At 37.1% G+C, this 12,453-nt stretch carries 13 protein-coding genes; 2 read left to right on the top strand and 11 right to left on the bottom strand.

Annotated elements, in window-relative coordinates; all coding sequences use genetic code 11:
* Positions 1–31 precede the first annotated feature (31 nt).
* Positions 32–892, bottom strand: a complete 861-nt coding sequence (locus ACYQ2D_RS10585) for an FKBP-type peptidyl-prolyl cis-trans isomerase (RefSeq protein ID WP_459785388.1) — start codon at positions 890–892, stop codon at positions 32–34.
* 311 nt (positions 893–1,203) lie between these two features.
* Between ACYQ2D_RS10585 and ACYQ2D_RS10580 the strand changes: the two genes are divergently transcribed.
* Positions 1,204–1,854 carry a YczE/YyaS/YitT family protein gene (locus ACYQ2D_RS10580; RefSeq protein ID WP_459785387.1) on the top strand — a complete coding sequence of 217 codons (651 nt, stop codon included), beginning with the start codon at positions 1,204–1,206 and terminating at the stop codon, positions 1,852–1,854.
* A gap of 222 nt (positions 1,855–2,076) precedes the next feature.
* On the top strand, positions 2,077–3,237 hold the full coding sequence (locus tag ACYQ2D_RS10575) for a class I SAM-dependent methyltransferase (RefSeq protein ID WP_459785386.1): 1,161 nt from the start codon (positions 2,077–2,079) through the stop codon (positions 3,235–3,237).
* Between the two features lie 131 nt (positions 3,238–3,368).
* On the opposite strand, the gene ACYQ2D_RS10570 is transcribed toward ACYQ2D_RS10575, so the two are convergent.
* The 10 genes from ACYQ2D_RS10570 to ACYQ2D_RS10525 form a co-directional block, all read right to left on the bottom strand.
* The gene (locus ACYQ2D_RS10570) at positions 3,369–3,680 is read right to left on the bottom strand and encodes a YbjQ family protein (RefSeq protein ID WP_022302632.1); all 312 of its coding nucleotides are present in this window, start codon (positions 3,678–3,680) and stop codon (positions 3,369–3,371) included.
* Complete coding sequence (locus ACYQ2D_RS10565; protein WP_459785385.1) at positions 3,661–4,302, bottom strand: MerR family transcriptional regulator; 642 nt, start codon at positions 4,300–4,302, stop codon at positions 3,661–3,663. The genes ACYQ2D_RS10570 and ACYQ2D_RS10565 overlap by 20 nt, the downstream gene beginning before the upstream one ends.
* A 181-nt stretch (positions 4,303–4,483) precedes the next feature.
* A complete protein-coding gene (locus tag ACYQ2D_RS10560; RefSeq protein ID WP_022302630.1) occupies positions 4,484–5,788 on the bottom strand; it encodes a Na+/H+ antiporter NhaC family protein in 1,305 nt (434 codons plus the stop codon).
* 113 nt (positions 5,789–5,901) lie between these two features.
* Complete coding sequence (locus tag ACYQ2D_RS10555) at positions 5,902–6,888, bottom strand: bile acid:sodium symporter family protein (RefSeq protein WP_117457577.1); 987 nt, start codon at positions 6,886–6,888, stop codon at positions 5,902–5,904.
* 3 nt (positions 6,889–6,891) lie between these two features.
* Positions 6,892–7,731, bottom strand: a complete 840-nt coding sequence (gene panC / locus ACYQ2D_RS10550; protein ID WP_459785383.1) for a pantoate--beta-alanine ligase — start codon at positions 7,729–7,731, stop codon at positions 6,892–6,894.
* 136 nt (positions 7,732–7,867) lie between these two features.
* Positions 7,868–8,263, bottom strand: coding sequence for an aspartate 1-decarboxylase (panD, locus tag ACYQ2D_RS10545; RefSeq protein WP_117457603.1), 396 nt, complete (start codon positions 8,261–8,263; stop codon positions 7,868–7,870).
* A gap of 671 nt (positions 8,264–8,934) precedes the next feature.
* Positions 8,935–9,393: an NUDIX hydrolase gene (locus ACYQ2D_RS10540; protein ID WP_117457575.1), complete on the bottom strand. Its 459-nt coding sequence runs from the start codon at positions 9,391–9,393 to the stop codon at positions 8,935–8,937.
* Positions 9,394–9,664: 271 nt separating this feature from the next.
* The gene (locus ACYQ2D_RS10535; protein WP_117457574.1) at positions 9,665–10,519 is read right to left on the bottom strand and encodes a YitT family protein; all 855 of its coding nucleotides are present in this window, start codon (positions 10,517–10,519) and stop codon (positions 9,665–9,667) included.
* 807 nt (positions 10,520–11,326) lie between these two features.
* Positions 11,327–11,497: a putative signal transducing protein gene (locus ACYQ2D_RS10530; protein WP_243182792.1), complete on the bottom strand. Its 171-nt coding sequence runs from the start codon at positions 11,495–11,497 to the stop codon at positions 11,327–11,329.
* 119 nt (positions 11,498–11,616) lie between these two features.
* Complete coding sequence (locus ACYQ2D_RS10525; RefSeq protein WP_022302619.1) at positions 11,617–12,384, bottom strand: nucleoside phosphorylase; 768 nt, start codon at positions 12,382–12,384, stop codon at positions 11,617–11,619.
* Positions 12,385–12,453 lie beyond the last annotated feature (69 nt).

Genomic DNA, 12,453 nt, shown 5'->3' with positions numbered 1-12,453 from the left:
GAGACTGTAAATTAATTCACCAATTTTTTTCTTAGCAGATTTCTACTAATTCAATCTTAAAGTTTAATTCTTTTCCTGCCATTTCATGGTTCGCATCAAAAGTAATCACACCATTTTCTTTTGAAACAACTTTAACCGGGAATGGCTGTCCCATTGCGTTCTGAAGATAAACCTGCTGGCCTGCTTCTAATTCTTCAGAACCTGGAAGTTCACTGATCTGAACACTGAAAACTGCATCCGGATTTGCCATTCCATAAGCCTCTTCCGGCATCAGATGAATGTCTACGACATCGCCAACTTCCATATCTACAACCGCTTTATCAAATCCTTTAATCATCATTCCAGCTCCGCTGATAAATTCAAGCGGTTCACCACGGTCATAAGAAGAATCAAATTTTGTTCCATCATTAAAAGTACCTGTATAATGTACTCTTACTGTTTTTCCTGCATTTTTTCCCTCTAAAATAATCTGCGGAGTTCCACATCCATGGCATCCGCCACCGCAATCTCCACCACAGCTATGACCTTCTTCATGGTCTCCACAGCTGTGACCTTCTTCGTGATGATGATCACAAGTTACACCGGCATCTTCCAGAGTTCCATCTAAATAATCCTGAACTGCTTTATCTGTGTCACCTGCTGCACCTGCACACACTTCAATTCCTGCTTCTGCAAGAGCAGTCTGCGCTCCACCTCCAAGACCTCCGCAGATTAAAACATCTACACCATAATCAGCCAATACGCCTGCAAGTGCACCGTGTCCGCTTCCATTTGAGCTAACTACTTCACTGGAAATGATTTTGTTGTCTTCTACTTCATAAACTTTAAAGTTTTCTGTTTTGCCAAAATGCTGAAATACTTCTCCGTTATCATAAGTTACTGCGATTTTCATTATTTGTATTCCTTTCATTCTCATATAATTCTGATATTTTTTCTATAGTTTATATGATAACATAGATTGTAAGGAAAAGCTATTTGTTATTTACATTTCAATATGTTTCTATTATTCTTCAATATATTAATTGTAACAAACTCATCATATCGCTTTTTTCTTTTCACAAAAACAACAATTTTCACTATAATCTCCCTTCCCATTTTCCCTCACATTTTTCACTATCTCCCTCACACATATCCATAGATTTTTTGCTACTACTCATTATAATGAAACTGATATTAAAAGTATTTTTTATTGGGGGAAAATCAATGAATTCATCTACTATAAAACGAATCATTATGACTTTTGTTGGAATTTTTCTTACTAGCATTAGTGTTTCTATCTTTAAAGCGTCCCTGTTTGGAACTGACCCTTTTTCCTGTTTTGCAATTGGAATCTGGAATCTTTCTCAAATTAAATTCAGTATTTCCTATATGATTACGAATGCTGTCCTTTTACTTGGGGTTTTTATTTTTGACAAGCATTATATTGGTCTTGGAACTCTTTTGAATCTATTTCTTGCTGGATATGTTGTTGAAAAAGGAATGCAGCTTCTTGATTTTTATCTTCCACAGAGAACCCTGACCGTACGAATTTTATTACTGATTGTCGCAATTGTTCTGATGTGTTTTGCATCTTCCCTTTATTTTACGGCTGACATGGGGGTTTCTCCTTACGATGCCTGTGCACTCATTATTACAAAGAAAACTAAATTTCCATTCAGAGCATGCCGAATTGGAACTGACCTTCTCGTCACAACACTGGGATTCTTCATGGGAGCAACTGTCGGTATTGGAACACTTGTCACAGCTTTTGGCATGGGTCCTTTAATTGAATTTTTCAATCGTACCTGTGCAAGACCGATTCTTTATCACAAAACATCAGAAATTTCATTATTAAAACGCTCTGCAATGCATTAAGCTTTTTACACCATATCAAAATCCGTGTGCCTCTTTTTTGGGAGACACACGGATTTTTTTACTCTTTTTTTGACATTACCATTTGACTTTTTGGTATTACCAGTGGTAGAATACATAAAAAATAAAGGAACCTCATATCCTATATGCTGCCTGCGACATATACCATACAATATTCCCTTATCATTTATAAAACAGCAAAACATAGATAGGAGACTTTTTAGAATGTTTGAACAACAATTTATTAACTTCATGGAAAAATTTGACTCTGTACCTTTTACAATCAAAACACAAGATCACACCTATCAAATTGGAAAAGGAGAGCCTACATTTTCTGTTTTCTTTCACAAAGTGCCAAGCATGTCTGATTTGCTTACCAGCACTTCTATTGCCTTAGGCGAAGCGTATATGAACGGTGATATTGAAATCGAGGGTGATTTATATAATGCCCTAAATATGTTCTTAGGTCAGCTTGGAAAATTTTCAACTGACTCTAAAAAATTAAAACGCCTTATTTTTCCTTCTCTTTCTAAAAAAACACAAAAAGAAGAAGTTTCTTCCCACTACGATTTGGGAAATGATTTCTATAAGTTATGGCTAGATGATACTTTGAGCTATTCCTGCGGCTATTTTGCCAAAGATAGCGATACCCTATACGACGCGCAGTGCAACAAAGTTGACCGAATTTTGGAGAAATTATATTTAAAAGAAGGAATGACGCTCTGTGATATTGGATGTGGATGGGGCTTCTTATTAATTGAAGCCGCCAAAAAATACCATATTCACGGTGTGGGAATCACATTGAGCCAGGAACAAAAGAAAAAATTTGAGGAACGAATTCATGAAGAACATTTAGAAAATCTGCTGGAAGTTCATTTACTTGACTATCGTGATCTTCCAAAATCTAAAAGAAAATTTGACCGAATTGTCAGCGTCGGTATGCTGGAACACGTTGGACGTGGCAACTATGAAGAATTTATGTCCTGTGTAAAAAGTGTTTTAAAACCAGGCGGTTTATTCCTGCTTCATTATATCAGCGCCCTGCAGGAACATCCTGGAGATGCATGGATCAAAAAATACATTTTCCCGGGCGGAGTTATTCCAAGTCTTCGTGAAATTATTCAGATTGCCGGTGACATGCGTTTTTATACAATTGATGTAGAAAGTCTCCGCAGACACTATAATAAAACGCTTCTTGAATGGAATAAAAACTTCCAGGCTCATAGAGCAGAAGTTGTAGAAATGTTCGATGAAAAATTTGCCCGTATGTGGGAATTGTATTTATGCGCCTGCGCTGCTACTTTCCAAAATGGCATTATTGATTTGAGCCAGATTTTATTTACCAATGATGTGAATAATGATTTGCCAATGACAAGATGGTATTAAATTTTCAAAAAATCCCTAAAGAGAAATGCTATTCTTTCTCTTCAGGGATTTCTTTTTACTTAAAAAACACAGCATCATTATAGGTGGTATCGTATATGGTGTCAATTAATTTATTATTTTAATTGCACTATTTACTTATATTTCACAGCCGTTCCATAAGCAATCACTTCTGCTGCTCCAGCCATAACCTGTGAAGAACCATATTTCACACCGATAACCGCATCGGCATCCATCTCTTTTGCTTCATCCACCATACGCTTCGTTGCAATCTGTCTTGCTTCGTTGAGCATTTCCGTATAACCTACGATTTCTCCACCGACAAGAGTTTTCATTCCTGCCATAAAATCTCTTCCCACATTTTTTGTCTGTACAACAGTTCCTTTTACGATTCCCAGCGCTTCAAATTCCACTCCCGGAATATATTCAATACTTAGAAGCTTCATCTTCTTCTCCTCCTTCAATCTCTTTCATTCTGCCTGCAAGTGCAATCCAAAGTCCAATTATCAATGCCACAGGTATTGCAATTAAAAATACCAGAAGCCCAAATGGTATTGGGTCCTGCGAATTTCCCCACAGCATAAATCCAATGGTAAGTGCCATAAGTACAGTCATAACCACTGCCCCAATGATTGCACCTTTTCTTTTTTTCTTATGAACATCCATTTTGTTTACGCTCATAAACTTTGCACCCTCTTTCTCCATCTGTTCAATTTCTTCCAGACATTCTTCCGCATTTAGAGTTTCCAAAGATTGATGTTCCGAGATGAGGCGTTCACAGATATCCTGCATTTTCGTAAGTCCTTCTTTGCGATATTCCAGTTCTTTTAAATGCTGTTCAAGGCAAATCTGCAGGCTTTTCTTCTTTTCAAAAAGAGCTTTCATTTCTTCAATAGAGAGATCCATTTTCCGAAATAACTTAATTTCCTGAAGTCTGGCAATATCTTCTTTATGATATTCCCGATATCCGTTTTCTGCACGTTCCACATCAAGAAGTCCCTGTGATTCATAAAAACGAATATTCTTTTTTGTAATCCCTACCAGTTCTTCCACCTGTTTGATTTTCATTTTTATTCCGTCCCTTCTCTTCCGACATTTTTTGAAAATCTGTCTGCGTTGTTTCTTTGTCTGTACCTTGTTTATACGACTTCCATAAGGTGGAAGGTCAAGTATTTTTTGAGAAAATTTTGAAAAATAAAACATTCCAGTCAGCGTACACTTAGAAATCTATGCGGTTTCACATTTTACTTCACACTTTTTTACTTCTCATAATTGCAAAAATAGAACTAAGCAGAAGTAACATCGGATAAAACAATTTCGGCATAATCTGAAATGCAGAAATTTCTCCACCCAGTTCATTTACCGCTGAAATTGCCACAAGCATCTGCGCACCGTAAGGAATGACTCCCTGAAAAATACAGGAAAACGTATCCAGAATCGAAGCTGTCTTTCTTGGAGTAATTCCATATTCCTCTGCCATCTCTTTTGCGATTGGATTTGCCATGACAATCGCTACGGTATTATTTGCCGTTGCAATATCCATCGTTCCAACCAAAAGTCCCATTCCAATCTGACCGCCTTTTTTTCCTCGGAAAATTTTATGAATCCAGCTAAGCAGAGCATCAAATCCGCCATATTCTCGGATTAATGCACACATTGCAGCCACTAAAATCGCTACCATGCAGGTTTCAAACATTCCGGATACTCCAGAACCCATGTTGGTAAGTAAATCAACCGGCGTCGTATGTCCGCCTATCAGCATAATAAATGCCCCGGAAACAATACCTGTCAAAAGCACGACAAATACATTAATTCCAATAATTCCTCCAATTAATACCAGTACATAAGGCAATACCTGAACCAGATGATAAGACTGGCTGACATGCCCCTGAATTTCTGTCTGAAAAGATAAAACCAAAATCAAAATCAGTGTTGCTACTGCTGCCGGAAATGCAATCCAGAAATTTTCACGGAATTTATCTTTCATTTCACAGCCCTGTCCATTACAGGCGGCAATCGTTGTATCGGAAATAAATGAAAGATTGTCTCCAAACATTGCTCCTCCCATAACGGACGCCACACAAAATGCCAGATTAAATCCTGACGCCTGCGAAACTGCTGCCGCAATCGGAGTCAACAAAGTAATCGTTCCAACCGAAGTTCCCATTGCCACTGATACAAAACAGGCAACTACAAATAATACGGCTACTGAGAACCTTGCCGGAATCAGACTCAACATAAAATATGCCACACTCTCCGCACTGCTTCTTCCGACAACACCGACAAAAGAACCTGCTGCCAGAAAAATCAAAAGCATCGTGATAATATTTTTATCTCCGACTCCCTGTGCCATAACTTCCAGTTTCTTATCAAAACTCAACTCCCGATTTTGCAGACATGCTACAAGAATTGCAGCAAGAAATGCAACTACAATCGGCACATTATAAAATCCCATCGGAATTTTCATCACATACTCAAATAAAATTCCAAGACCGAGATATAATACAAGAAATACACCGATTGGCAATAACGCAATTCCTTTTCCTTTTTTCATCTACTCTCTCCTTCTCTTTTTTCTTAATCTTGTCTTATTGTACCACATCAAAGAAAACTCTTCAGCAAAAAAAGAAAAACCCATAGAACAAAAATTCTACAGGTTTTCCAAATTTATACAAAATCTATTTTTCTACTCCCTACTGCTTTCTCTCTTCTCTCTGCACCTGAGCGTCTGATACTTGCAAAAATCGAACCGGAAATATTATGCCATACACTAAAAATTGCTCCCGGAAGTGTTGCCAGTGGATTTCCTGCAAAATTTGCAGCAGCAAGTGACACCGCAAGTCCACTGTTCTGCATTCCCACTTCAATTGCAATCGCAGTCGTTCTTGAGTATTCCACATGAAAAATCTTTGCGACAAGAAGTCCAAGCATCATTCCAAAGAAATTATGAATTGCCACTACAACAAGTACAAGCACTCCACAGCTTAAGATTTTCTCTGCATTTACCGCTACGATTCCTCCAATAATCATTACAATAGCGATAACAGAAATAAGCGGCATAACATCAGACACCTTATCTACATGCTCCCCAGCAAGACTTCTCAGTAAAATTCCAAGCAATACCGGCACAAGAATAACTTTAATCACGGACAATACCATTGCCCAGAAAGAAACTTCTACCCATGCTCCTGCCAGTACATAGACCAGAAATGGTGTCATAAGCGGTGCTGCCAGAGTGGACACAATCGTCATTCCCACAGAAAGTGCCACATCTCCCCCTGCAATATAGGTAATGACATTGCTTGCTGTTCCGCCCGGGCAGCAGCCCACCAAAATTACTCCCAATGCCAAATCTGCCGGAAGATGCATCACTTTGCAAAGCACCCATGCAGCCAATGGCATAATTGTATACTGCGCTACCGCACCAATAATCACTTCTTTTGGTCTGGAAAATACCACTTTGAAATCATTCATCCGTATCGTAAGACCCATTCCAAACATAATGACGCCTAAAAATACTGATGTATAATTTGTCATCCATGCAAATCCATCCCGCCAGAAAAATGCAAGGCAGGAAAATGCAATAATAATAATTCCAATATATCTGGATGCAAAACTACTGACTTTTCCGATTTTATTTAAAATATTTTTCATGCATTATACCTCGTAGCTGAAGTTGTCAATCAATCTGGTTTTTCCAATATATACTGCCATTGCTACGAGTACATTTTTGTCAATTTTTTCTACCGGCTGCATTGTCAGTGCATCTACAACAGAAACATAATCAATTTTTGAAAGTGGTTCTGCTTCGATTACTGCACGCATTTTTCCAAGAAGTTCTTCTGCCATCATTCCTGTCTGAATGATTTCCTGCCCTGCTTTTACTGCTCTCGACAGGCAAAGAGCTGCTTTTCTTTCCTCTTTACTTAAATAAGTATTTCTGGAAGATTTCGCAAGTCCATCCTCTTCACGGATGATCGGGCAGCCCACAATTTCAATGTCAAAATTTAAATCTTCTACCATTTTGCGGATAATTGCCAGCTGCTGTGCATCTTTCTGTCCGAAATATGCCTTGTCCGGTGCTACGATATGAAATAACTTAGACACAACCGTGCAAACACCTTTAAAATGAATCGGTCTGGTTTTTCCACAAAGGGTTTCAGATAATGTATCGATACTTACAAAAGCATGCGGGTCATGGTACATTTCCGATGGTTCCGGACAGAAAATCATATCTGCACCAAGGCTTTCACAAAGTTTACTGTCACGCTCAAAATCTCTTGGGTATGCCTCTAAATCTTCTGTCGGTCCAAACTGGGTTGGATTTACAAAATCTGATACAACTACGATATCATTTTCTTCTCTGCATTTTTTAATCAGACTTGCATGTCCCTCATGAAGAAATCCCATTGTCGGAACAAGTCCCACGGTCTTTCCTTCTTTTTTCCATGCTTTAATTTGTTTTCTTGTTTCTTCTACTGTTTTTGTTACCTGCATAGTTTGCTCCTCTTTCTTCAGTTACATTTCACTGATGTCCTGATTTTATAAACTCAGAGATAGCCTCTTTTCTGAAATTCACTTTCCTCTTACTTGCAATACTGTTAATCCTATTGCTTCTGCTGACTTCTCAGCCTTACTCTTCCATGTCTTTTAATAAGCCATGTTTCTCATAATTGGTTACTCTACTGATTTTATTCTCTTCATTTACAAATACAACTGCAGGTTTATGTGTACGTGCCTCTTCCGGCTCATACTGTGCATATGCCATGATAATAATCTTATCACCTGTACTTACACATCTTGCTGCTGCTCCATTCAGACAGATCATACCGCTCCCGCGTTCCCCGCTTATGGTGTATGTCTCGAATCTGCTGCCATTGTTTACATCTACAATCTGGACTTTTTCATATTCCAGTATGTTTGCAGCTTCAAGCAGTTCTTCATCCACAGTAATACTTCCTACATAGTCCAGTTCCGCCTGAACAACGGTTGCTCTGTGGATTTTTCCTTTTAACATTTCTATTGTCATCTTATATAATCCTTTCCCATAAGGAAATAAAAAAAGCATTTAAGGACGCACTCCGACCCCAAACACTTCTGATTGATTTCCTGTATATCCGAGTCCTGTTTTCCTTAAATACACAATACAGGCTCTTATCTTTTTATACTTTTGACATTTACGTCATAAATTATAAATTCTATATAAGATTCCAGTGATTTCAGCCAGAGTATAGTTTTGAGTTCAAATACTATCTCTGGCGTTATTATCACATTTAAAGATTTGTTTGTCAAGAGGTTCATTTAGGACGATAGCCCCACAAGTCTACACAGCTAGTTGTAATTCCAGAAAAGCCTTCTTTAATAATAAAAAGCTCCTGTTCTTCTGATTCATCAGGAGTATGTTCAGAATCAGGGTTCATGGAATAAGTTGGCCAGACTTCTTTTTTTAAGCAAAAAAATATGCGACTAAAAAACTATAGTTTTCACTATAATTCTTTAATCGCATTCCATTCACCATACAATTTATTATTTTGTTGTTGTAGAGTTTTACAACTCTATTATGATTATGTACAGATAATACCATTTTATTTCATATTAGTCAATTATTCTTTATTTATTTATTTTTTTTGTGAACATTTCACATTTTTCTAATTTTACATTTAGCATTTATTACAGATAGCTTTAGATAAATTTGAATGATTATCTCCACACTCCTATCGTTTTTTCAAAAAAATCTTGAATTGCCTGCTCATGTTGTGGATGAAAAATTTCGGGCAGATTTCTTTCGTCAAAAAATTTCACCTCTACGGTTTCTTCTTGATCTATTTTCACTTCTCCGCCAACCATCTTTCCTCTAAAAAAAATACTACACATCTGAATAGTATCACCATTTTCGTATTTATGAAAATATTTGCTGTAAACTCCTAGCATATCTATAATAGCAACATCTACTCCTGTTTCTTCATGTACTTCTCTGATTGCCGCCTCTTCAGCAGACTCTCCGTAATCTAACATTCCCCCAGGTATTCCCCATTTATTTGAATCTGATCTTTTTTGCAATAAAATTTCTCCTGCTTTATTCTGTATAATTACACCTGCTGCCATTAACATAATTGGCATGTTCCCTACTTTATCTCTTAACATTTTCCAATATTCCATACTTGTTCTCCTTTTATCTTGCACAAATAAAAAGATGCGATTAACAAACAGTTTCCTCAACTGTTTTTCTTAATCGCATCTTGTACTCTTCGCCTAAAAATATTTTGTTGTTTTTTCTTAACTTAAATTATAACTTCTTATTTAACTGATTGCAATATTTTCTTTTAGAAAAAGTCAGGGCTTTTTTTACGAAAACTCAGTTTCAGTATTTTATTTTTTGAACTAGGTATTTTGCCCAATCAACCTTTTTTAGTTACAACACACTAATAATCTACATTTTCGGCTGATATCTCATATTCGATACATTATATACCGTCACAAATGCTTTTGGATCTTCTCGATTAATAAAGTTCATCAATTTTTGATATTCTGTCTTATCTACAATTGTGATAATTTCATTTCTTTTTTGCATCTTATATGCACCGGTCGCCTCGTAGATAGTTGCTCCACTATGCAAATCTTCAATAATAAATCTACGTAACTCTTCTTCTTTGTTTGTAATCACACAAACTCGACGCTTGATATTATGATCAAAGATAAAATGATCTAACACCATTCCATTAAAATAAGTTCCCAGAATACTTAAAACTACTGTTTTTTTATCATACACTAACGCAGCTGAAAGTGCTACGCACATTCCGGATAAAGACATTGCCCTTCCAAGTTCCATATTCAGATACTTATTCATAATTTTTGCTACAATATCAAGTCCACCGGAAGAGGCATTTCGATTAAATAAAATGCTAAGTCCTATGCTTACCACTAAAATATAACAAAGGACATCTAATTCCTGACTATTGGTCATCGAACCGAAATTTGGCGCAATTTTTTCAAACAAGCCAATAAACAGCGGTAAGACAACACTGGTATAAACCGTCTTTGCTCCAAATTCTCGACCACAAGTGAAAAAGCCAATTATCAAGAGCACTACATTTAAAATCATTGTAATGGCAGATAACGGCAATGGCACAAAGTTTGATATTACAATTCCAAGACCGGAAATACTACTCACTGAGGTGTGACTTGGCACTAAAAAGAAATAAACCGCTGCTGCAATAATGGCAACTGCCCAGGTTAAAATGATGATTTCTTTTATGAAATTTTTGTAATTTAATTTTTCTTTCATAGCTTCTTTGTTCCTCCAATAATCAAAACTCGAATCCTCAAAATAATACCCAACAGAAAAACCCCGGAAACCTTATGGTTCCGGAGTATCTTACGTTTGGGCACAACATTATCTTGCGATAACAGATCTATATTCAGTAGTCGACTAAACTCAAACTGCGTCTTATGACTTGCTTTCGTTAAGTTCTCTGCCTAATTACTCGATGATTATAGCAACACGACCTGCTCCTACAATACGTCCACCTTCACGTTTGTGAGGTTCTTAAAATCTCATTATTTTCTGTGATTTTCGTGTCTTTATTGTCCTGTGTTATAGGATTTCTACGCTATATTTCTGTTCTCTTCATTTTTTAGTATCAAAACGGTATCACAGCCAGATTTTCATGAGCTGTCAACTTTCCGGTTGCAGATTCCTGTCCTGACTTTTATAATCGAAACATGGGTGTTACCATAACGGTAGGCGGTTAGTCCTTCTCCAGATGGTTGCAGAGTGCCAATGGCACTCGTTTTGCAACGACCGAAGTGAAACGGAGACCTGTGACCCTCTGATTACATAGAAACTCGAAAGAGAATCCACTGGAAAGGAGGGCTAAGCCATGAGTATTGTTGATTTTATAGCAGTAGTGAGCTTCGGCTTAACCTGCTTTGGTCTTGGATATACCTTTGGCAAGGATAATAATAAACCACAAAAATAGCCGCCCTGGTCTGGTAAACTAAGCGGCAATTTTTGTCAAAACATATATCGGACTAAGCGTCTATCGGTAACACTCTTTTTCTATAATTATATTAGCACGCATCTGTGGAAATGTCAAAAATTTTCTTCTTTCTCTTGGTTATTAATCTCCTTGATCAACTTTACTGCCTTCTCTACATCATCGGTTTTCACGAATATATCCACACCATATATTTCAGCCCCATGCATTGCAACATTAGCACCTGATTCCTGCGAAAAAACTGCTATTCCATTTTGCTTCAACATTTCTACGAGTTGTTCTGTCTCTACTATATTCTGTGCATTATAATTTGATTTTTGTATTGCAAACTACCTTTAACTAATTTTAATGCCATGAATTTACTCCCTCCAAATTCCACTAGAAGCTATATTTCTAATACAGCGTCAAGACATAATGTAAGGGCATACTCATCTGCATTACCACCCCAATGTCGTTCATCATATCTTTCAACATCCGCTAGACTATCTGCAGTATACAGTATCATTCCCCATATTACTTTTCTGAAAGCTGCACACGCTGAAAGTGCTGAACACTCCATTTCCACAACAGCACAGCCTTCTTTTTTACGATATTCAACTTTTTCTTTTGTTTCACGAAAGAAACCGTCTGTCGACCATGTAATAACCTCTTGATATTTCATGTTGTGTTGAACTAACGTTTTCTCAATAGCCATTCTGGCTCTTTCGTTGGTTTCCATAAAACGGGATGGAGGAGCATAATGATATGAAGTCCCTTCATCACGCAATGCTTTGGCTGGCACAAGAAATGTACCTTCTTCAAAATATTCAAGTGCACCACAACTACCGGCTGAGATAATCTCACAAACACCATAACCAATTAGCCAATCAAGGATTTGCGTAGCAGCAGCCGCACCGACAGGTGCCTGACAAAGAACAATTTTCTCTCCTTTATATTTTGTTACATAAATAGGGTAACTCTTTGTTACACTGATAAAAGAAGATACTTGTTTAGTATCAGATTTGTCCGCATACTCATCTATACAATTACCAAGAAATGCGAATACACACTTTTTCGGAAGATTGAGTTGTAAATTTTCATGTACAGGACTTATGACAGCTGTCTGTTCTGTATCAAACTCCAATATTGGTATAGCATTTTTTATAATTCCCATATTCTTACCTCACGCATATTTCATTAAGACCAAAATCAATCACATCAATAAAGCCCGATTTAAGAAAAA

The organism is Blautia stercoris (genome assembly GCF_054657695.1).
This window is presented reverse-complemented; position numbering and strand designations above follow the sequence as displayed.

Coding starts and splice junctions, on each gene's coding strand:
- ACYQ2D_RS10585 (WP_459785388.1), bottom strand. CDS start 892: ATGAAAATCGCAGTAACTTATGATAACGGAGAAGTATTTCAGCATTTT.
- ACYQ2D_RS10580 (WP_459785387.1), top strand. CDS start 1,204: ATGAATTCATCTACTATAAAACGAATCATTATGACTTTTGTTGGAATT.
- ACYQ2D_RS10575 (WP_459785386.1), top strand. CDS start 2,077: ATGTTTGAACAACAATTTATTAACTTCATGGAAAAATTTGACTCTGTA.
- ACYQ2D_RS10570 (WP_022302632.1), bottom strand. CDS start 3,680: ATGAAGCTTCTAAGTATTGAATATATTCCGGGAGTGGAATTTGAAGCG.
- ACYQ2D_RS10565 (WP_459785385.1), bottom strand. CDS start 4,302: ATGAAAATCAAACAGGTGGAAGAACTGGTAGGGATTACAAAAAAGAAT.
- ACYQ2D_RS10560 (WP_022302630.1), bottom strand. CDS start 5,788: ATGAAAAAAGGAAAAGGAATTGCGTTATTGCCAATCGGTGTATTTCTT.
- ACYQ2D_RS10555 (WP_117457577.1), bottom strand. CDS start 6,888: ATGAAAAATATTTTAAATAAAATCGGAAAAGTCAGTAGTTTTGCATCC.
- panC (WP_459785383.1), bottom strand. CDS start 7,731: ATGCAGGTAACAAAAACAGTAGAAGAAACAAGAAAACAAATTAAAGCA.
- panD (WP_117457603.1), bottom strand. CDS start 8,263: ATGACAATAGAAATGTTAAAAGGAAAAATCCACAGAGCAACCGTTGTT.
- ACYQ2D_RS10540 (WP_117457575.1), bottom strand. CDS start 9,393: ATGGAATATTGGAAAATGTTAAGAGATAAAGTAGGGAACATGCCAATT.
- ACYQ2D_RS10535 (WP_117457574.1), bottom strand. CDS start 10,519: ATGAAAGAAAAATTAAATTACAAAAATTTCATAAAAGAAATCATCATT.
- ACYQ2D_RS10530 (WP_243182792.1), bottom strand. CDS start 11,497: ATGTTGAAGCAAAATGGAATAGCAGTTTTTTCGCAGGAATCAGGTGCT.
- ACYQ2D_RS10525 (WP_022302619.1), bottom strand. CDS start 12,384: ATGGGAATTATAAAAAATGCTATACCAATATTGGAGTTTGATACAGAA.